Genomic DNA, 20,627 nt, shown 5'->3' on the forward strand with positions numbered 1-20,627 from the left:
GCAAATTTACGTAAAAGACCTATTTATTACAGTTTTTTAATTTATCTCTTGCATAAATATTTTTAAACATTATTATACGCACCTCGTTGAGGCAGAGAGTCTTAAACGAAAAAAAAGGTCAAATTGCAAAGACCATAAAATAGCAAAAATAGTGTCGCGGGATGGAGCAGTCTGGTAGCTCGTCGGGCTCATAACCCGAAGGTCGTAGGTTCAAATCCTGCTCCCGCAACCAATTCTTACAATATGAATTAAAACTATTGTGGCTTGTTTAACTTTTATTAGTTAAACCATTCGGACGCGGGATGGAGCAGTCTGGTAGCTCGTCGGGCTCATAACCCGAAGGTCGTAGGTTCAAATCCTGCTCCCGCAACCAATTCTTTAGTTAGAATTAAAACAACTAAGGTCGTAGGTTCGCTCTTCACAAAAGATGCTGCTCCCGCAACCAATTCTTTATATTAGAATTCAAACAACTAAGGTCGTAGGTTCACTCTTCACAAAAGATGCTGCTCCCGCAATCAATTCTTTAGTTAGAATTAAATACTAAAGGTCGTAGGTTCGCTTCTTACAAAAGACGCTGCTCCCGCAACCAATTCTTTAGTTAGAATTAAAACAACTAAGGTCGTAGGTTCGCTCTTCACAAAAGATGCTGCTCCCACAACCAATTCTTACAATATGAATTAAAACTATTGTGGCTTGTTTAACTGTTCAGTTAAACCATTCGGACGCGGGATGGAGCAGTCTGGTAGCTCGTCGGGCTCATAACCCGAAGGTCGTAGGTTCAAATCCTGCTCCCGCAACCAATTCTTATTTCTTATTTCTTATTTCTTATTTCATTATGCCGTAGGTTCGCTATTCACAAGAGATGCTGCTCCCGTAACCAATTTAATACTATTAAAACTTCATACAATATTCATACGAACCCATAATCCGAAAGTCGTAGGTTCACTCTTTACAAAAGATGCTGCTCCTGCAACCAATTTTATATTTCAGTCTTTAAGTAGTAATTTCGTTCTTATAAAAAGATTCTAATCGCACAACCAATTCCAAACTATTTAAAAATTCTGTCGTACTTTTGTTTTTGTAATAGTCTCTCACTTATTAAGAGATCTATTTCTTACCATTTCTCACTCATTTAAATAATCAAACTATATATGCATACTGATATTCAGTGCTTTAGCCAACAACATCTACAAAACCTAACCTAAATTGCAGGTTAGGTCTTAGTAAAACTTAAAAAAATTAATACGCGACTGTGCCTCAGATTAGATAATCACTTTGACTTCGAACAAAAGTGATCCCTCTTACAACAACGTCAAGTTCAGGTCGTAAAAATGGTGTATAAGAAATATTCACAGCTTGTAACTCCCCTACTTCGTTAATAACAAACAACCCAGGTTCTGCAAAGTTATGATCGTTTTCTTGTTCTGGGCGTTGCGCTTAAATATATAAACCTAATTGCTTCATTTGTTGTTCAGTTAAACCATAAGCAATTGGATAGGTGATTGTTAGCTTTTCCAATGTCGCTTCAAGTTGTTGTTTTGAGTCGGGTGACACAGCAGAAGTAAGCACACCTATTTCCATTAATGCCGTTTTATATTGTTCTAATAGGTTTAAATAACGTACACAAATGAAATTGCTTTTGTAATAGGAAAAACAAGTTTGTTGAATATCAAATCAATATTTATTACTGTGCCCAACAATACTTATATTAATCAGTCATATCACATACAACACTCAATAACCTTTATAGGAAACGATATTAATGAAACCAATTACCATGCGTATTTTACACCGTTATTTGGGCTTTTTTTAGCGGGTATAATGACCGTGTATGCGCTAAGTGGAATTGTACTAATTTATCGGGATACAAATACCTTTAAACTTGCTCAAACAATTGAATCTCAATTATCGCCAGGTCTGAGTCAAACCGAATTAGGTAAGGCGTTAAAGTTTAGACGTTTTAACGCTGAGTCTGAAGATAAACAGTCAATCAATTTCAAAAATGGTTCATACAATAAAGAGTCTGGTTTTGTTTCTTACACTCGATATGAATTGCCTGTGGTTCTAGATAAAATGACACATTTACATAAGGCGACCACTGACTCTCCAGCATATTGGTTGAATATATTTTTTGGCAGCGCGTTACTATTTTTTGCCATATCTTCTTTTTGGATGTTCATTCCAAAAAGTAAAACATTTAAAACAGGTGTTAAATACAGTTTAGCCGGTGCAGTTTTAGCATTTATATTAATTTCAATAAGTTAATTCAATGTTTAAGTAAACTATTAGGGCACTGGCATCTTAAATGATGCCTAAGCCCTTATTAAACCTCAATGAAGTTTACAATCTCCCCCATTTAGCTTAATTAAACTTCAGTTAAAAGTTGTTATCTGGCTGTTAAAAAGTTACCTTTCCGTTATATAACTTTTGTCCCATTTCAATTCAGAGTTTACTTAGTGCTTAGATATTTATTACTTTTTGTTTTCATTCCATTTTCTAGTCAAACACAATCTACAGAAATCACTGTTGCGGCACCTGAAATATTCCCTTTTGTTTACCTAGACAACGAACACAAACCTACGGGTCTATTTGTTGATTGTCTTAAAAGTAATGTAAATACAGATTACTCATACAAAGTTTTAGTCTTACCTTGGGCAAGGGCCCTAGAAGAAGTTAAAAACAATCGCATCAATGCATTAATGCCAACCATGTATACAGAACAACGAGCTGAATACCTTTCATACCCAACCGAACCATTGGTTTATTTTCTAGATGATGTATTAGTGCAGAGAAAAACGTCCTCTTTTGTTAGTTTCAAACAGGCTGTGGCGAATAAAAAAATTATCGCGAAAGTTCGCTCCACGACATTAACTGAAAATTTAAAATATGAAGTAAACCTTGGAAATGTAGATCTATTTTTAGTCAAAGATATTGCCAGCGGTTTAGCTATGTTAGAACAAGGCCGAATTGACTATCTGGTTGGCGATTACCACATTATTAAATACACGGCTCAACAGTCACAATTAGCCGATCAATTTACATTTGTTTCTTTTTCTGATGAAAAAATTCCGTCTTATTTATCTTTTTCTAAAAACTTCAGTAAAAACAACGATATAAATAAAATCATGAGCGGAGTAAACTGCGGTGCAAATTTGGCAGGTAAATTTAAGCATTAAATAAATTCACTTATCTCTTTATCAAAGCAATCTATCTTATTTTCCCAATAAAATTTATTTGACTAATTATAATGCGAACAACTTTTTGGGTATTAGCTTGACCTAATTTTTCCTATTAGAATTAACTATTTAAGATAATTATGAAAATTCGTATTAAATCTATTTTGTTTTCGCTTTTAACCTTGCCTTTTATGGCTATTTCTTCCGAAATTATCACGACAAACACCACCCACCTTTCCAATTTGCAAGTGCCCAAAACCGATAAAAAAATTAAGGTTGATGCGCATATCGATGAAGCCATTTGGCAAAAAGCATTAAAAATTGAGTTGAATAATGTAACTTGGCCATACGAAAATACTCGGGCTCCGGTAAAAACAGAAGCCTATGTTATCGAAAATGGCGATACCCTTTATGTTGCTTTTAAAGCATTTGATCCTAAACCACACGAAATTAGAGCTCGTTTAACTGACCGAGACAAAAACTGGGGGGACGACCGAGTTGCAATAAAGATAGATACCTATAACGATCATGCCCTAGCCTACCAGTTTTTTATTAACCCTCTTGGAACACAATCAGACGTTTTAGAGAACGAACTCACCAAAAGCGAATCTTCTTCTTGGGATGTTATTTGGGACTCTGCCGGACGGATCACTAAATTTGGTTATATTGTTGAAGTGGCCATTCCATTAAGAACGTTAAACTTTAATGATCAATTAGATATTCAACAATGGGGGATGGAATTTGTTCGGTTCTACCCTAGAGATACTCAACTGAGGATTTCCCATATGGAAATAGATCATGATAACTCATGTTTTATTTGCCAAATGCCGACTCTTCAGGGTTTTAAAGGTGCCAAACAAGGTAAGAACTTATCATTCGTGCCCACCTTTGTCAGCGGTAGTTCTGAGTATCGTGACTTATCTGAAACCAATGATTGGGATACTGAAACAAATACAGATGTAGGTTTAGACATAAAGTGGGGAATAACACCAGATACCACATTAAATGCGACGTTTAATCCAGATTTCTCCCAAGTTGAAGCCGATTCAGGCCAATTAAATGTCAATAATACCTTCGCTCTATTTACACCAGAAAAACGCTCATTCTTTTTGGCTAACGAAGACGCTTTCTCTACTCCTGTTGATCTTATCTACACCAGAAATATCAACAACCCTGATTTTGGTGCGAAGTTAGCAGGCAAAGTAGACCAACACTCTTTTGCGGGTTTTATTGCTAATGATAAATCCACCACTTTTATCTTGCCGGGTAACTTAGGTTCTAGTTTGTATGAGTTGGATGAAGAAAGTACAAATGGTGCGTTCAGGTATCGTTATGCCGTCGACAAAGAAACCTTAATAGGAGCGACATCCACGTTACGTAATTCAGACAGTTACAGCAACATTATCACCAGTATTGATGGTAAATATAAATTAACAGACAGCGACACCTTCAATGTTCAAATAATGAATTCTACGACTGACATAGACAGCTATATCATTGATGATATGAAGACTGGTGATTACGGTGACGAACAAGCCCTAAGAGCTGAAACCTTAAATAACAGTGATACGTCATATGAAATCGATTACCGACACGAAAACAAAGATTGGTTTGTTCGACTTACTCGTCAAGATATAGGCAAAGATTTTAGAGCCGACTTAGCGTTTTTTAATAATACCGATTACATCAAAAACATTGTTGGCGGTGGATATAATTGGCATGGCAATACAGACGATTGGTGGAGCCGAATTCAAGTTAATGGTGATTGGGATATAAGTACTAACCAAGATGGCGATAAAATTGAAGAAGAGTTTGAAATTTATTTCAGTGTCAACGGCCCGAAACAATCTTATGTCCGTCCTGGCATAGTAATACGAGAAAATACGTCAAGTAGAATAGATACGTCTGTTTTATCACTAAAAGATAACACGTATGTTTTTGATGAAAAAATGTTCACCTTCTGGGGTGAGTTTCAAGCGACAGCTGATATTTGGTTTGGTAATTATTTTGAAACAGGTAAAAGAATAGATTACGCCAACAATCAACTTGTTGATTCATTCTCTATGGAACCGGGTTTTAATTGGAATATTAATACTAGAACCCAATCTAACTTAACCTTTAACTACCGTACCCTTTCAAAGGGTGGTTCTAATTTGTTAGTCGCAAAATTAACTGATTATCGTCTTAGTTATCAGTTTTCTATTCGTAGTTTCTTACGTTTATCAATTGTGTATGCGGACATCAGTCGAAATTTAGATTTATATAATAACCCTGATGACTACAACGCCACCTATAAAAGCTTATCTACTCAGTTGTTATATTCTTATAAGGTAAATCCACAAACGTTATTTTTTGTTGGTTACTCAGACGGCGGTTATCAAGACGATGCCCTTGAAGACATTACCAAAGACAGCAGAAGTGTATTTTTAAAAATGAGTTATGCTTGGTTAAGATAATAAGCCGTAAATAAATTGTTTATAAGCCGCTACTAAGCGGCTTTTTTATTACTTAATTTTACAGTCTAAAGTGATTTATCAATTAATAATTCCACTTACTTGATGTTAGAATGTTTCCTGTTTTATTACTTTTCATCTCACAATATTTATTAGGCTTTCATGATCTCTAAAAACCAACTCAAGCACATCAGGGCGTTAGGCCAAAAAAAGCAGCGTAAAGCGCTGGGTGAGTTTTTAGTGCAAGGTGAAAAAAATGTAATTGAGCTATTAAAGTCTGATTTAACTATAAAACAAATCTTTGCCACCGCTGAGTTTATTCAAACCAACTCAGCCATGCTGAATAAAGTAGACGTTATTGAGTCTGATATAGAGTCGTTAACTAAAGTCAGCACTTTAGTGTCTAACAATAGTGTTATTGCCGTTGTTAGTATTCCACAAATGGCCGTGCCACCAAGTTCAGGCCTGACTCTCGCATTAGATGGCGTGTCAGACCCCGGTAACTTGGGCACTATTATTCGAGTAGCTGATTGGTACGGCATTAAACATATTGTTTGCAGTAACGATTGTGCTGACCCTTTTAATCCTAAGACCATCAGTTCCACTATGGGTTCTTTTGCCCGCGTGAATGTGTACTTAACCGATTTACCTGAATATTTAAATAACGACAGTCGTGTGATTTATGGTGCCTATTTAGGGGGTGAAAACGTACATAAGGTGAGTTTTAAACACGATGCTATTTTAATGATGGGTAGCGAATCTCATGGTATACGCGAAACTGCAGGACAATACGTAAACGCACCAATTACCATTCCTAATTTTGGTCAAGCTGAGTCGTTAAATGTGGCAATGGCAACGGGCATTATCTTAGATAATATGTTTAGGGCTCAATAATTATTTAATAGTCTGGTTTATGGCTTGGTAAATAAATTATTAACGTTGTAACAATGCCAGTTTATTAGGCACTCCATTCCATTTATCTGCATCGGCGGGCGCCGGCTTTACTTCCGTGATCACAGGCCAGTTATGTGCGAGTTCTGCGTTTAATTCTATAAACTCAATTTGATCTTCAGGTACAGCGTCTTCTTGAAAGATAGCATTGGCAGGACATTCAGGCTCACATAAACTGCAATCGATACAAATCACAGGATCAATAGCTAAAAAATTTGGACCTTCAAAAAATGCGTCTACAGGACAAACCGCAACACAGTCTGTGTATTTACATTTAATACAATTATCACCAACGATAAATGCCATAAAACTCCCCTAATGTCACAAAACCAATGAGCCTTTAATTCTCAAGATTGCGGATCATACTGAATCGTTTTCAAACTACAATAGAAAATCACGACTAACATGAACAAGACCATAACCTGATAAAATTGCGATCTATAAAAGTTGTTATCAATAGGATAAATAATTATTCGCTTATTTTTACCAGTACCAGTAAAATGCGCGACTATTTTCTACACTAGTTATATGGGTAACCAATGATACGTTTAACTGAAATTAAATTGCCGTTAAATCATGAAGCAGAAGCACTAAGTACTGCAATAACGACAAAACTAAAAATTTCTCCTGAGCAAATGGCATCATTTGTTGTGTTTAAACGTGGTTACGATGCTCGTAATAAAAGAAATATCCAATTAATTTATACCTTAGACGTGACACTAAATGACGCTGAATTAACCAAGCAGTTACTCATTCAGTTTGAAACCGATCAACACGTTAAGGCCACGCCAGATACCAGTTACAAATATGTTGGCAATGCACCAAAAGACTTAACTGAGCGCCCTATTGTTATAGGTTTTGGTCCTTGTGGACTCATGGCGGGTCTTACTTTAGCGCAAATGGGTTTTAAACCGATTATCATTGAACGTGGCAACGAAGTAAGACAAAGAACCAAAGATACTTTTGGTTTTTGGCGTCAACGTAAACTTAACACAGAATCTAACGTGCAATTTGGTGAAGGTGGTGCAGGCACATTTTCAGATGGAAAGTTATACAGCCAAGTAAAAGATCCTAATCATTATGGCCGTAAAGTCATGACTGAATTTGTTAAAGCTGGCGCGCCAGATGAGATATTATTTGTCAGTAAACCGCACATTGGTACTTATAAATTAGTAAGTATGGTTGAAAAAATGCGTGCTGAGATCATCGAACTTGGTGGTGAGATTCGTTTTGGTACTCGTGTAGACGACATACATATTACTAACGAACAGATCACCGGCGTTACTTTAAATACCGGTGAAACCCTTAATAGTAACCATGTTGTGTTAGCTGTTGGCCACAGCGCTCGTGATACTTTTCAAATGATATTTGATAAAGGCATATATGTTGAAGCCAAGCCCTTCTCTATTGGTTTTAGAATTGAACATAAACAATCCACAATTGACCAAGCCCGATTTGGTGATAACGCAGGTAACGAAATATTAGGCGCTGCAGATTATAAACTCGTTCATCATTGTAACAATGGCCGTTCAGTTTATAGCTTTTGTATGTGTCCCGGCGGCACCGTAGTAGCCGCAAGTTCAGAAGAAAATCGTGTTGTAACCAATGGTATGAGTCAATACTCAAGAAACGAACGTAACGCCAACAGCGCTATTGTCGTAGGTATTGACCCAGAGCGAGATTACCCAAACCACCCTCTTGCCGGCATAGACTTGCAAAGAGAATTAGAGAGCTTAGCATTTGAACTTGGTGGCAGAGATTACAACGCTCCAGCACAGACTATTGGTGATTTCTTAAAAGGTAAACCAGATTCAGAATTAGGTGATGTTAAACCATCATTCACACCGGGCATTACCTTAACCGACTTAAGCAAAGCATTACCTGACTTTGCCGTAGACGCAATTCGTGAAGCAATCCCAGCGTTTAATAAAAAAATTCAAGGTTTTGCCTCTGAAGATGGTTTATTAACCGGTGTAGAAACCAGAACGTCATCACCAATCAGCATAAAACGTAATAAAGAATTCCAAAGCATGAACACTAAAGGATTGTTCCCAGCAGGCGAAGGCGCTGGGTATGCAGGTGGAATATTGTCTGCCGGTATCGATGGTATTAAAGTGGCAGAGGCTGTGGCTAAGTCTATTTTAAAGATAGATTAAAAGCAGCTTTAGGGCTTTAGGGCTTTAGGGCTTTAGGGCTTTAGGGCTTTAGGGCAAGAATAACAGAGCCACCCACTTTAAATACAATCACATGAGTTTAAACATCTGTCAAATTAAGGTGGGTGGCCCTTTTATTTCCCTTTAGTCGGAGTTGCAGCAATGAACCGAGAAAGTGTAAGGTACAAAGGACACAGAAAAATACAAGGTGGGAGTCATCAAGTGAGAACGGTTTTATACATGGCAATGATGTCAGCGATACAAAGTAACCCTGTATTTAAAGAAACTTATCAACGGTTAGTCGCGGCTGGAAAACCCAAAAAAGTAGCAATTATTGCCTGTATTAGAAAGATGATTGTGATCTTAAATTCGATGTTAAGGGATGGTGTTTTATGGGAGGCGCCAGTCATTAAAAATTAACTATTGATGCCATAGTCTCTTGTTAAAAGCTTATTCTCCAAGCTGTAATGACTTTCTAAACTGAGATTTAACTGAAGAAATAGATGGCTCAATTACTGTTTGAAATGCTTTGACTTGCTGACGCCAAAAATCATCAGCACCTTCAGAAGATTTATCTAGATTGTTAATTCGATTTAACTCTCCCATGATCTCTCCCATCGAGCTACCAAGCTGATCATCACTATCGAAGAATATTGCATTGGACATATGATATTTCCGAAGCTCTTCAAACTGAAGGCATGCATCCTTCATTTTTTCAGGGTCACCAGATTTAGAATGCTCGGTATATGGCGTCAAATAACTTTCCACTAAGAATTTAATTGACCCTAAAAGGTTGTACGCCGAACTTAGAACTTCAAGCTTCTTAGAATATGTACTGTTTGCTTTGTGCACAGCTTGTTCAAGCCTTGAATTAAGCATTGATAGGCTTCTCTCATGCTGTTCTGATGATTCTCTGGCTATACGGGATATCTCTTTGTTTGCATGCTCTGATGCTTTAGCATTCTCTGCTGTTTTTCGGTGGACATAAATTGCCCCAAATAGGGTTACAAGAGCAGCAATTATTGTTGCTGCGGCCGCAATATATTCTTTTTCCATATTTGAATTTACTCCATTGTTGCTGGGCATTTAACGCCCATGTAACCGGCAGTTTTTTGTGAAGCACTTTTGTGCAAAAATGTAGCGAAGCGAAATGTGCAAAAGAGCGTAGCAAAAATCTGTCCGGTTGACATGCTTGTTAGAGTAGGATTTTCTCTGGTAATAATTCAAAAACCTGCTCTCCTTTTGCCCATTTAGTCTCTATTTCTTTATTTTCTAAGGTGGTGAGTACTCCTTGCCCAAGCTCTATAGGGTGCATAATTAGTTTTTTTGACTTGTAAATTTGTACGCTATCATTCGCTAATTGACTTGTTGCCATTCTAAGTTTTTGATCTTCGTCTGCGTCTCGGTCTGAATTACAAGCAGAAACACTTTTAGATAGGTATGCCCTACACTTATGAGGGCGAACACTATAAATCCCACACGATCCCTCACTAGTAAGGAATGGGCATGGTTTATTATACTCAACGAACTTTTTCCCTACGGCATACTCACTATGATCTTTAAGCTTTATTAGGTAATCTTTTTGAACATTCTCAGGCAAAGACCTTATATGCGTGGCGATATTAAAGGCTTCAGGGGGTAAGACCTCTACTCTGAGATTGCAGCAAATATTGCAGCCTTTTTTGCAATCAAACGACACCTCTTTACTTGAGGTTCTATCGCTGACTAAAAGATCAGTATTTTTTTCGAAGTCATTTATCGCATGTATGAGAAGCCTTGGATTTTTACTGACACCAAGTTTTTTCTTGAGTGATGCTTTGTTTTTATACAGTATCTTATTCATTGCGATGCATTACTCTAACAGCGTATTAACGCGAATTCCTGTTTAAGGAAATTATCCACAGACGGTGTGATTACGCTAATAAACATTTTTATTTCTATTATTTATAAGAACAGTAATAACTTAGCAATTGATTTAACCATAAACAATCTATTTTTAGCTGGTATAAAACTAGCCATTTACATAACGTGCCGTTCGTTGCTCGATATGTAAACAGTATTCTGTTTTATTTAGTTTATAAATCAAAACTCTATTAAAAGCCGCTACTTATTCGAGCCATATTTACATATTGCAAAACGAGCCAAACTCCGACTGATTCAGACGTTTTTACTTAAACCTATGTTTAACTGTTTTGCAAACATTTAGATTTTTAACAATTTACTTAGAATTTATCTAAAGCGTGGAACTGCTTTTGCTTTTGCTTTTTCCTCCCGATTTAAATATCTGTGTTAAATATAACTTTTCCAAATCGGTCGGGCATGGATGCCCGATTGAGGAAAATGTTCAGGGATGAATATTTTTCCGTATTTGATGATAAAAGTTAGTATTTAATACAAATTGATATTTGGTTACGGGCGGCCTTTTGGCCTACCTTTTTGGCTGTTGAAAAAGGTATGGTCGCCGCAGGTGAAACAGTCTTTTATTTTTTTAAAATATAAAACAAAGCCCCTGCTTTTTTGGGCTGTTGCAAAAAGGTAACTCGCCGAGGGGCGAAACCTTAAAGCACAGATCAAACATCATAAAAAACCACAACTTAGCAATAGGTGTATAAAACTTATTAGCTTTTAAAGGCTTCAGCCCTTTTAATTTAGATATTTAAGTTGTGTCGGAAACTGACAATCTACACCATCAAACTCCCCTCACTACTTTCTATTCTTCTCTAATCTCGCCAACAACCCAGATGTATCCCAACGATTACCACCAAGAGCTTGTACTTCTGAGTAAAACTGATCAACCAAAGCCGTAAGTGATAAATGTGAGCCGTTTCTTCTGGCTTCATCTAAAGCGATACCTAAGTCTTTACGCATCCAATCTATAGCAAAACCGTGCTCGTATTCACCTTGCCACATAGTTTGGTTACGGTTTTCCATTTGCCAGCTACCTGCTGCGCCTTTAGAAATAGTTTCAATCACTTCTGGACCGTCTAATCCTGCTGAACGAGCAAAGTGTAAACCTTCTGCTAAACCTTGCACCACGCCTGCTATGCATATTTGATTAACCATTTTGGTTAATTGCCCTGCACCTACCTCACCTAAACGTTTTGAGAATTTAGCAAAGGCCGACATTATAGGCTCTGCTTTTTCATAGTCAGCAAGATCACCGCCAACCATTACGGTTAAAACGCCATTCTCAGCCCCCGCTTGACCACCTGAAACCGGTGCATCAATAAAACTCACGTTTTGTTGTTTGGCTTTTGCGTATATTTCACGGGCCACATCGGCGGAGGTTGTTGTGTGATCTACAATTAACGTATTCGATTTAACACCTGCCAAAATACCAGTTTCACCATACATAACTTGGCGTAAATCATCGTCGTTACCAACACAAACAAAAACAATTTCGCTATCTTGTACTGCTTCTTTAGGGGTGTTCGCAAAATTGCCATTAAATTCTGTTCGCCACTTTTCAGCTTTAGCTAAAGTACGGTTATAAACGGTAACTTGATGACCAGCCTTAACTAAATGGCCAGCCATCGGATAACCCATAACGCCTAAACCAATAAAACTCACTTTCATTTTACTTTCCTAAATAATCAAACAATTAACGCGATTATTACACTGACATTGATTTAAATCTAATGGCTTCTGCTAAATTCAAATACACTAATGATAATGCTATAAGTTAAAACAAGGATTGATGTGAATGAAACCAATTAAATTAGCGGTATTTAGTACTAAGAGTTACGACAAAAGCAGTTTGATGGCTTCTGCCACTAACAACATATCCATTACTTTTTTTGAAAACAGGTTAACGTCTCTCACCGCAAAACTAGCCGCTGGATTTGATGCTGTTTGTGTATTTGTAAATGACGAACTTAACCAAGATGTATTATCTGAGTTAAAAGCAAATGGCGTGAAATTTATTGTTTTACGATGCGCAGGTTTTAATAACTTAGACTTGGAGGCATGCAAAGCACTTGGCATTCAATGTGCCCGTGTTCCAGCTTATAGTCCAGAAGCCGTTGCAGAACATACAGTTGCGCTTATGATGACTCTGAATAGGCACATACATAAAGCGTTTAACAGAACCAAAGAAGGCAATTTTAGTTTAGCTGGCTTATTGGGTTTTAATATTCATGGAAAAACCATAGGTATTATTGGAACAGGTAATATTGGTTTGGCCACAACCAAGATAATGAAAGGCTTTGGCGCTAACGTCATTGCTTTTGATCCTGTTCAAAATACGTCAAAACAGCAAGACATTGACTTTACTTATACCGATTTAGATACCTTACTGACAACAGCAGATATCGTTTCATTACACTGTCCTTTAAATCAATCAACTCATCATTTGCTTAATGATAAAAGTATTAGTTCAATGAAAGATGGAGTGATGATCATCAATACAAGTCGCGGTGGACTGGTAGATACAGCGAGTTTAATAAAACATTTGAAATCTGGCAAAATCGGCCATTTGGCTTTAGATGTGTACGAACAGGAAAGTGAGTTATTTTTTGAAGATCATTCCGAGTCCATTATTCAAGATGACATTTTTCAACGTTTGCTTACTTTCCCTAATGTGATCATTACTGGTCATCAAGGATTCTTCACTGGTGAAGCATTAACACAAATCGCTAAAACGACCATTACTAACCTGACCTTGTTTGCTGAATCGAAGATAAATCACAATGAAATAACTTAATAACATGTTGAAGATATAAAATTATTCTCGCGTTATTGGTGAACATTAACGCATTAAGATTAAAACTATCCTAAACTAAAAAAAGTTGCACTATAGACTAATCCGACCACTTGATTCACTAAATGAGTAAATTCAAATCATGCATCAATATAAAGCCCCTATCGATAACATTAAATTCTTGATCGACGACGTATTCAAATTTGAAAAACATTATGCCTCATTCCCTTCTTACGAAGATGCTTCTCCAGATATGGTCGACGCCATATTACAGGAGTGTGCTAAGTATTGTGAAAACGAGCTATCTCCTATCAACCAGTCAGGTGATAAAGAAGGTTGTAAATTTAAAGATGGTGATGTCACCACACCAAGTGGATTTAAAGAAGCCTACAACATGTATGTGGAAGGTGGTTGGCAAGGTCTTTCTTTTGATACCGAATACGGTGGTCAAGGTCTCCCTCAATCATTAGGGCTTATCAAGTCTGAAATGATGGGCTCAGCTAACTGGTCGTTTGGCATGTACCCAGGCTTAAGTTTAGGGGCAATGAATACCATCATTACTCATGGTACTGAACAACAAAAACAAACTTATTTACCTAAATTAACCGAAGGCACTTGGTCAGGCACTATGTGTTTAACCGAGGCTCAATGTGGCACTGATTTAGGTCAAGTAAGAACTAAAGCTGTCCCTAATGATGACGGTAGTTTTGCCATTACTGGCAGTAAAATATTCATCTCTGCCGGTGAACATGACTTAACAGAAAACATCATTCATATCGTATTAGCACGTTTACCCAACGCACCAAGTGGTACGCGCGGTATTTCATTGTTTATCGTTCCTAAATTTAATGTTGGCGAAAACAACGAACTATTAGAACGTAACCCAGTTTTATGTGGTTCGATTGAAGACAAAATGGGCATCAAAGCTTCCGCCACTGCCGTACTAAACTTTGATGGCGCTAAAGGCTTTTTGATTGGGCCTGAAAATAAAGGCCTTGAATGCATGTTCACCTTTATGAATACAGCAAGATTGGGTACTGCATTACAAGGCGTATGTGCCGCTGAAAACGCTTATCAATCAAGTTTGGCTTATGCCAAAGACAGATTATCTATGCGTTCATTGTCTGGTAAAAAATACCCAGAAAAAGTCGCAGATCCAATCATAGTACACCCAGATGTTAGACGTATGTTGTTAACACAAAAAGCCATTGTTGAAGGTGGTAGAGCAATGATCTATTACACTGGATTATTTGCCGACCAATTTATCAATGGCGCAACAGAAGAAGTTAGACAAAAAGGAGATGATAAACTTGGTTTATTAACCCCTATTGCCAAAGCCTTTTTAACTGAGCTTGGTTTTGAGTCTTCTAATCTTGGTATGCAAATATTTGGCGGTCACGGTTATATTAAAGAATGGGGCATGGAGCAAAATTTACGTGATGTTCGTATATCCAGCTTGTATGAAGGTACTACCGGTATTCAAGCTCTGGACTTATTAGGCCGTAAAGTGATGTTAGACCGTGGGAAGCAGCTTTCCTTGTTTATAAAAGAGATCTTATCTTATTGCAAAGATAAAAGTGTTGTTTCAAACAATCCGCATAAAAAACAAATGAACAAATTTATTGTTCCGTTAGCCAAAGAAGCCGCAAAGTGGCAGTTATATATTTATAGGATCATGTTAAAAGTGCGTAAAGACCGGGATATGGTTGGCGCTGCTTCTGTTGATTTCTTAATGTATTCTGGTTACATCACTATGGCTTATATGTGGGCAAAAATGGCACAGACCGCCTATGAGAAAATTGAACAAGGTGAAGGTGACTTAGAGTTTTATCGTTCTAAAATTAAAACCGCTCGTTTTTATTACGAACGAATCCTGCCAAGAATCGACACTCACAGTAAATTAATGATGACTAGTCCCGCCTCGTTAATGAGAATCAACGAAGATCAGTTTTAATCGTTAGCTTATCCACTTTGTTTTAAGCTAAAATTCATAAAACAAAAAGGTCATTAACTAAAAGTTAATGACCTTTTTTATTTTACAGTTAAAGACTATCTACTCGAAACACGTTTCTCGTTTTTACGTTTCTATTAACCAAATAACCAATTAACCGCTATCCATGCACTGCTATTTTAAATAACTGAGTGCCTACCTGCACAGCAGCGGAGGGATAATGCAATATAACCGTTCCCGTATCTGGCGCTTTTACGTCCACAATAGCGTGCTTAGTATCAAATTCTAACGAGTTTAATACTCTTGCTATCACTTGGCCTTTGGCTACTTTGTCACCCGCTTTTACTAAATATTCCACCATACCGGCATGTTTGGAAAACAAAGTTTTATAGTTCTTTAACAAGGTTGTTGTGATATCTACAGGTTCAACACCAACAAAACCTTCAACTAAATGATGTTGTTGTAAATAATTTAATATGCCTGCGCTGTCACTTAACGCTTGGGTTAAACAGATATTTTCCTGCGATCCTAGTTCAATGGTAAAAGCACTGACTTTGTATTTAAGCTCAATACCTCTGTCCGCAAATAACTCAGTTAAATGTACCCAAGGGGTAAAACTCGCTTCGTCTAATGCGCCTGCAAATTTAGGTGGGATAGATATTATGTTTTCAATGTTAAACGCAGTGGCTTGTCCTGCCAAAAACTCTGGACTGTAGATATGCCTTGTTGATGATGGACCTGTATGTAAGTCCAAAACAATATCCGCATCCACTGCAATTTCTTGTAATGTTGTATTTAAAAACTGAGCTGTATTAACCCCCCAGTCTTTATCTAATTTTGAACCTAGTTTATGTTTTAAAAATGACTTAAACGAACGAACTAATTTTGTTTCTGAACCACTTTTGATTAAATCAATTTCCGCTTGCTCTAGGGATTCCACAAAACTAACAACGTCTGTTTCATCGTAATGATAAAAACGATTCCAGTTATTGCCTGTTGTCGCGTCATATCTACCTTGTAGATATTCACCCGCACGCTGCGTTCGGCCAAATGGATTACAATTTGGTACAAGTGTGAATTCGGCAAATAAGGTTAGTTTTTTAAGTTGTTCTATTAAACGAAAGATCACCGCACTACCCTGCATTTCTGCAGCGTGTACGGCGCTCTGTATATAGACTTTAGGCACAGGCTTGTTACCAGATCCCGCCGCCTTGGTTTTGTTAACAATGCTTTTATCAAAAATGCGGTAAACTGGTATGCCTATTTCTTGTCCTGCAATATCTTGATTTAACGTGACTAAGTCTTTTTCTACGACAACCATATTAAGTCCTTACTTATTTAAATTAAGCTGGAAATAAATAGTCGTGTATCTGACGAACAATATCCTTGGCATTTTCTTGTTTAACCAAGAAACAAACATTGTGTTCACTAGCACCATGACAAATAAGACGTAGTTTATCTTCCCCAATGGATGAGAAAATTCGACCTGCGCCCCCTTTGTTATCATCATGTTCAACGTGATTACCAATCACGGCGACTAACGCCAGATCAGACTCAACGTTTACATCACAAAATGAACGTAAATCGTTTACACAAGCGTCCAATAATGCGGCAACAGGTGTATTGGGTGGGTTATCAATTGTTAACGCTACTGATATTTCTGAGGTAGTGATCAAATCAACCGACAATTTATGTTTTGCTAAAATAGCAAATACCCGCGCTAAGAAACCCGTAGCGTGTAACATTTCAGGGCTTTTTACAGTTAATAAGGTTTGTTCGTTTCTAAGAGCTACCGCTCTATATGCTGGACGATAATCAACATCTTTGGAAATCCAAGTGCCGCCCGCATCCGGTTCTAAACTTGAACCAACAAATACTTTTACACCACTTCTAATCGCTGGAATAAGCGTTGCTGGGTGCAAAATTTTAGCGCCAAAGGTTGCCATTTCGGCAGCTTCATCAAAACTAATTTCACTGATTGGACGTGCCTTATCTGTGATCCTAGGATCCGTTGTATAAATGCCGGTAACATCTGTCCAAATTTGCAATGCAAACGCATCAACTGCTTCAGCAAATAATGCGGCACTGTAGTCTGAGCCACCACGACCTAAAGTTGTGGTATTTCCAAAGTTATCTTGACCAATAAAGCCTTGAGTTATAACAACTTTAGTATCTAATAAAGGTTTCAATATTTGTTCGGCTTGTTTTTTTGTTGCCTCTAATTGCGGCTCAGCTTTAGCAAATGACGAGTCTGTTTTTAATACCTGACGTCCATCAAATGCCGTCGCAAGTGATTCACCAGAGACTTGGTTAATTACTTCTGCAAACAGTACGCTAGACATACGCTCACCAAAAGACAATAACTCATCTTTAAGTTTGGTTGAGGTAACTAATAATGGATGTAATGCAATTTCAGCTAATTGCTCAAGTAGTTGACTGATCACAGCTTCCACTTTAATAGGACGGCCTAAATCATTTAAAATGGCATTTTCAATATTCCGTATTTGTTGTAAAACACTTTCTTTTTCATTACTGCTTAATACTTCATTACCAAGTTTAACTAATAAATTAGTGACACCTGCTGAGGCTGAGACAACAACTAAACGAATATCGGGATTATTAATGATGATTTTTGCGCATCGGCTCATTGCTGCGAAGTTAGCAACGCTAGTACCGCCAAATTTGGCAACGATGGTAGAATTATTTGTTTGAGACATTTAAGTCTTTCCTTAATATATTTTTAGTAACTATTAAGGGGAACGCGGCATACATAGGACTGACTTATTACTCTATCTATGGAGATAAATTAAAAGAAAACTTTTACATGCCAGAAGCTCTCCACCTTAATAACATGCACCTAATATGGTGCGGGCTATTAAATCTTAGGTGACAACTGCAGGGATTCAGCCCAAGCAGCCGGAACGTCTAATACTCAAAATTAGAAATTCCTCGGCGTTAGTTCCCATCATTAATCGTCATTGAAATTTGAGTTTCTCGGATTAACTACCTGACTAACGCTCCTCTTCCGGTACAGACCAATTAAGGCCTGTGGTTATACGTTTTGTATATAAAACAATATAACTAGGTAACAACTTAACAAAATTGCTACGGGCGCTATTAAACAAGAAATTAGAGTAAAAAGTCAATAAATCATTTCATACAGAGTAAAAAAATTAACTTATCGTATTTTTATGTTATAAAACCGATAGATATATTGGTAAATGATTATAGGTATTTGAGCTAATCATTACTTAACCAGTACCTTTCCGCCTATAATTTTAATGGCCGGTACACCACGGATCATAGTTTCTCGGCCAAACTGACTTTCACAACTAGGACATATTCCTAATTGTTCAGTAAAGTTTTTGGTTATGCGTTCAATAAAACATTTCACTAACGCGCCCGTCCCCCCTTTTTATACTGTAATAATTTATAGCGGCATCTATTACAATAAACAGATACCGATTGACTCGGTGCTTTTTTTCTTGGTTTGGCCATAGATTACTAATTAATGTGATTAAAAAGGTGTGTTTTTACAATATTTACAAACAATATCGGTCTCTTTAAACACTTGCAAATAATACGTGGATGCCTATTATTAAAACAATTGTTAACTCTGTATTTATTAGTAATTCTGCTTACTTAAGTTTGTCATCAAACTTAGGCTAATATAATGCAACTGATGTCAGCATAACTGTTACCCTTTAAGTGGATATTTCTTGATGTTGTATATACAAAGAAACTTATTACTATGTTTATTCTTGACTTTCAGCTTCTTCAACTTGAATGCAAGCACACGCCCCCTTGATCAAAAACAAGATAAAATCACTATTTTATTTGCCAGCGATATGAATGAAATAAGTTCAGAAACAAAAGGCGGATTTGCCTCTATCGCGTATATGCTTAAACAACAACGAGAGAAAAACACGCCCGTATTTTTCTTTTTTGGTGGTGGGAGTATTGGCCCCAGTTTATTGTCATCATTTGATAGAGGTTCACACATCATCGATATACTAAATGCGATTGAACCTGACGTAATGTCTATTTCAAAAAGAGACTTTAGTTTTTTTGAAGATGAGTTATCACTCAGGTCCTATGAAGCTGCGTTTCCATTGATAGCGTCAAACATTATAGAAACCGAAACAAAACAGCCACTAGACGGTCTGTATAAATCTGTAATTACACAACAAGGTGATTATAAGATTGGGGTATTAAGCACACTATCAGTAAATATTATTGAAGAATATAATTTAAGACGAATTTCAGTAATTGACAAATTTAAAGCCGTTAGCAACGAAGCTAAAATATTAAGAGAGCAAAATGTTGATTTAGTTATATTAATTAATTCAAGTCGTGAAAATGACGTGTTGCCTTTATTAGTTGATAACACTGTAGATCTTATTTTGCAAAAAGACAGCCACGCCACTGTTATTAACAACCGTATTATTCCTGAACATCCTCGTTACATTTTTGTTAAAGAAATAGATGAGTTTGCCTTAGTTCATATCGAAGGTGTAAAAAACAAACTAAAAGTAAATTCTGAGTTTTATAAATACAGTCAAGTGGATAAAGAAGCCAACACTCAACGACTTATTCAACAATACCAAAGTCGATTATCTAACTTATTGGATGAGGTGATTGGCACCACAAAAACACCGTTCAACACAAAAAGGAGCATTGTCCGTACAGAAGAAAGTGAGTTTGGCAATATTGTCACCGATGCTTTAAAAAGTTACACAGATGCTGATATCGCAATTATTAATGGCGGCTCGATTAGAGGGGAACAAATTTATACTAAAAATCAGAATATTAGTAGACGAGATATTATTTCAGAATTGCCTTTTCGTAGTCATATTCTCGTTTTAGAATTAACTGGTCAAAAAATAATACAAGCCATTGAGCATGGCTTAACTGGTATTGATGCGTCTTTAGGTCGGTTTTTACAAATGTCTGGCCTAACTATTACTTACAACAGTAAATTACCTATAAATGAGAGACTCATTTCAATAAAAAATAACGGTAAAGAAATTGTGAAAACTCAGATTTACAAAGTTGCCATGTCAAACTATCTAGCAAGCGGCGGTGATGACTTTACAATGTTAAAAAGTACTACCAATGTGAATGTTAAAAAACAACAAGGATTATTGATATCTGAAATTGTTATCAATTTTATTAGAAATAAAGGCGATATATTCCCCAAAATTGAAAAACGTATCATCAACTTAAATTCTGAAAGCAATTAAT

At 36.8% G+C, this 20,627-nt stretch carries 15 protein-coding genes, 3 tRNA genes, 2 pseudogenes and 1 riboswitch; of the genes and pseudogenes, 12 read left to right on the forward strand and 8 right to left on the reverse strand.

Annotation, left to right across the window (positions count from 1 at the left end; translation table 11 throughout):
* Positions 1–155: 155 nt before the first annotated feature.
* The 3 genes from RT723_RS02245 (at position 156) to RT723_RS02255 (ending at position 800) form a co-directional block, all read left to right on the forward strand.
* Positions 156–232 (forward strand) — tRNA-Met (locus tag RT723_RS02245).
* A 64-nt stretch (positions 233–296) separates the two neighbouring features.
* Positions 297–373: transfer RNA gene (locus RT723_RS02250), tRNA-Met, on the forward strand.
* A gap of 350 nt (positions 374–723) precedes the next feature.
* Positions 724–800 (forward strand) — tRNA-Met (locus RT723_RS02255).
* A gap of 637 nt (positions 801–1,437) precedes the next feature.
* Here RT723_RS02255 and RT723_RS02260 read toward each other — a convergent pair.
* The gene (locus RT723_RS02260; protein ID WP_315945730.1) at positions 1,438–1,569 is read right to left on the reverse strand and encodes a hypothetical protein; all 132 of its coding nucleotides are present in this window, start codon (positions 1,567–1,569) and stop codon (positions 1,438–1,440) included.
* Positions 1,570–1,821: 252 nt separating this feature from the next.
* Here RT723_RS02260 and RT723_RS02265 point away from each other — a divergent pair, with 252 nt between their 5' ends.
* The 4 genes from RT723_RS02265 to RT723_RS02280 all read left to right on the forward strand — a co-directional run bounded on the left by RT723_RS02265 (position 1,822) and on the right by RT723_RS02280 (position 6,523).
* Positions 1,822–2,265, forward strand: coding sequence for a hypothetical protein (locus RT723_RS02265; protein ID WP_315945731.1), 444 nt, complete (start codon positions 1,822–1,824; stop codon positions 2,263–2,265).
* Between the two features lie 191 nt (positions 2,266–2,456).
* Entirely contained in the window at positions 2,457–3,176 is a 720-nt protein-coding gene (locus tag RT723_RS02270) for a substrate-binding periplasmic protein (RefSeq protein WP_315945732.1), read from the forward strand.
* 140 nt (positions 3,177–3,316) lie between these two features.
* On the forward strand, positions 3,317–5,632 hold the full coding sequence (locus tag RT723_RS02275; protein WP_315945733.1) for a carbohydrate binding family 9 domain-containing protein: 2,316 nt from the start codon (positions 3,317–3,319) through the stop codon (positions 5,630–5,632).
* A 159-nt stretch (positions 5,633–5,791) separates the two neighbouring features.
* A complete protein-coding gene (locus RT723_RS02280; protein ID WP_315945734.1) occupies positions 5,792–6,523 on the forward strand; it encodes a TrmH family RNA methyltransferase in 732 nt (243 codons plus the stop codon).
* 39 nt (positions 6,524–6,562) lie between these two features.
* Here the strand turns inward: RT723_RS02280 and fdxA are convergent, their stop codons facing one another.
* The gene (fdxA, locus tag RT723_RS02285; protein ID WP_315945735.1) at positions 6,563–6,886 is read right to left on the reverse strand and encodes a ferredoxin FdxA; all 324 of its coding nucleotides are present in this window, start codon (positions 6,884–6,886) and stop codon (positions 6,563–6,565) included.
* A 233-nt stretch (positions 6,887–7,119) separates the two neighbouring features.
* Between fdxA and RT723_RS02290 the strand changes: the two genes are divergently transcribed.
* Together RT723_RS02290 and RT723_RS02295 are read left to right on the forward strand one after the other, a co-directional pair.
* Positions 7,120–8,736: an NAD(P)/FAD-dependent oxidoreductase gene (locus tag RT723_RS02290; protein ID WP_315945736.1), complete on the forward strand. Its 1,617-nt coding sequence runs from the start codon at positions 7,120–7,122 to the stop codon at positions 8,734–8,736.
* 141 nt (positions 8,737–8,877) lie between these two features.
* Positions 8,878–9,153, forward strand: a pseudogene (locus RT723_RS02295) (transposase); the annotation flags it as partial.
* A gap of 30 nt (positions 9,154–9,183) precedes the next feature.
* On the opposite strand, the gene RT723_RS02300 reads toward RT723_RS02295, so the two are convergent.
* The 3 genes from RT723_RS02300 to RT723_RS02310 all read right to left on the reverse strand — a co-directional run bounded on the left by RT723_RS02300 (position 9,184) and on the right by RT723_RS02310 (position 12,309).
* On the reverse strand, positions 9,184–9,819 hold the full coding sequence (locus RT723_RS02300; protein WP_315945737.1) for a hypothetical protein: 636 nt from the start codon (positions 9,817–9,819) through the stop codon (positions 9,184–9,186).
* A 109-nt stretch (positions 9,820–9,928) separates the two neighbouring features.
* The gene (locus RT723_RS02305; RefSeq protein ID WP_315945738.1) at positions 9,929–10,576 is read right to left on the reverse strand and encodes a YkgJ family cysteine cluster protein; all 648 of its coding nucleotides are present in this window, start codon (positions 10,574–10,576) and stop codon (positions 9,929–9,931) included.
* Positions 10,577–11,436: 860 nt separating this feature from the next.
* Positions 11,437–12,309 (reverse strand): NAD(P)-dependent oxidoreductase, encoded by an 873-nt coding sequence (locus RT723_RS02310; RefSeq protein WP_315945739.1) that lies wholly within the window; start codon positions 12,307–12,309, stop codon positions 11,437–11,439.
* Between the two features lie 136 nt (positions 12,310–12,445).
* Between RT723_RS02310 and RT723_RS02315 the strand changes: the two genes are divergently transcribed.
* Together RT723_RS02315 and RT723_RS02320 are read left to right on the forward strand one after the other, a co-directional pair.
* Positions 12,446–13,435, forward strand: a complete 990-nt coding sequence (locus tag RT723_RS02315; protein WP_315945834.1) for a 2-hydroxyacid dehydrogenase — start codon at positions 12,446–12,448, stop codon at positions 13,433–13,435.
* A 139-nt stretch (positions 13,436–13,574) separates the two neighbouring features.
* Entirely contained in the window at positions 13,575–15,386 is a 1,812-nt protein-coding gene (locus RT723_RS02320; protein WP_315945740.1) for an acyl-CoA dehydrogenase C-terminal domain-containing protein, read from the forward strand.
* Between the two features lie 157 nt (positions 15,387–15,543).
* Here the strand turns inward: RT723_RS02320 and RT723_RS02325 are convergent, their stop codons facing one another.
* The 3 genes and pseudogenes from RT723_RS02325 to RT723_RS02335 all read right to left on the reverse strand — a co-directional run bounded on the left by RT723_RS02325 (position 15,544) and on the right by RT723_RS02335 (position 18,881).
* The gene (locus RT723_RS02325) at positions 15,544–16,704 is read right to left on the reverse strand and encodes a biotin/lipoyl-containing protein (RefSeq protein WP_315945741.1); all 1,161 of its coding nucleotides are present in this window, start codon (positions 16,702–16,704) and stop codon (positions 15,544–15,546) included.
* Positions 16,705–16,726: 22 nt separating this feature from the next.
* On the reverse strand, positions 16,727–18,100 hold the full coding sequence (gene lysC / locus RT723_RS02330) for a lysine-sensitive aspartokinase 3 (protein WP_315945742.1): 1,374 nt from the start codon (positions 18,098–18,100) through the stop codon (positions 16,727–16,729).
* A 106-nt stretch (positions 18,101–18,206) separates the two neighbouring features.
* Positions 18,207–18,416: riboswitch (Lysine riboswitch) on the reverse strand.
* Positions 18,417–18,630: 214 nt separating this feature from the next.
* Positions 18,631–18,881 (reverse strand): annotated as a pseudogene (locus tag RT723_RS02335) (hypothetical protein).
* 284 nt (positions 18,882–19,165) lie between these two features.
* Here RT723_RS02335 and RT723_RS02340 point away from each other — a divergent pair.
* Positions 19,166–20,626, forward strand: a complete 1,461-nt coding sequence (locus tag RT723_RS02340; protein WP_315945743.1) for a bifunctional metallophosphatase/5'-nucleotidase — start codon at positions 19,166–19,168, stop codon at positions 20,624–20,626.
* The last annotated feature ends 1 nt before the right edge of the window (position 20,627 follow it).

The organism is Psychrosphaera aquimarina (assembly GCF_032461525.1).
In the GTDB taxonomy this organism is placed as follows: Bacteria; Pseudomonadota; Gammaproteobacteria; order Enterobacterales; family Alteromonadaceae; genus Psychrosphaera; species Psychrosphaera aquimarina.

Coding starts and splice junctions, on each gene's coding strand:
- RT723_RS02265 (WP_315945731.1), top strand. CDS start 1,822: ATGACCGTGTATGCGCTAAGTGGAATTGTACTAATTTATCGGGATACA.
- RT723_RS02275 (WP_315945733.1), top strand. CDS start 3,317: ATGAAAATTCGTATTAAATCTATTTTGTTTTCGCTTTTAACCTTGCCT.
- RT723_RS02280 (WP_315945734.1), top strand. CDS start 5,792: ATGATCTCTAAAAACCAACTCAAGCACATCAGGGCGTTAGGCCAAAAA.
- fdxA (WP_315945735.1), bottom strand. CDS start 6,886: ATGGCATTTATCGTTGGTGATAATTGTATTAAATGTAAATACACAGAC.
- RT723_RS02290 (WP_315945736.1), top strand. CDS start 7,120: ATGATACGTTTAACTGAAATTAAATTGCCGTTAAATCATGAAGCAGAA.
- RT723_RS02300 (WP_315945737.1), bottom strand. CDS start 9,819: ATGCCCAGCAACAATGGAGTAAATTCAAATATGGAAAAAGAATATATT.
- RT723_RS02305 (WP_315945738.1), bottom strand. CDS start 10,576: ATGAATAAGATACTGTATAAAAACAAAGCATCACTCAAGAAAAAACTT.
- RT723_RS02310 (WP_315945739.1), bottom strand. CDS start 12,309: ATGAAAGTGAGTTTTATTGGTTTAGGCGTTATGGGTTATCCGATGGCT.
- RT723_RS02320 (WP_315945740.1), top strand. CDS start 13,575: ATGCATCAATATAAAGCCCCTATCGATAACATTAAATTCTTGATCGAC.
- RT723_RS02325 (WP_315945741.1), bottom strand. CDS start 16,704: ATGGTTGTCGTAGAAAAAGACTTAGTCACGTTAAATCAAGATATTGCA.
- lysC (WP_315945742.1), bottom strand. CDS start 18,100: ATGTCTCAAACAAATAATTCTACCATCGTTGCCAAATTTGGCGGTACT.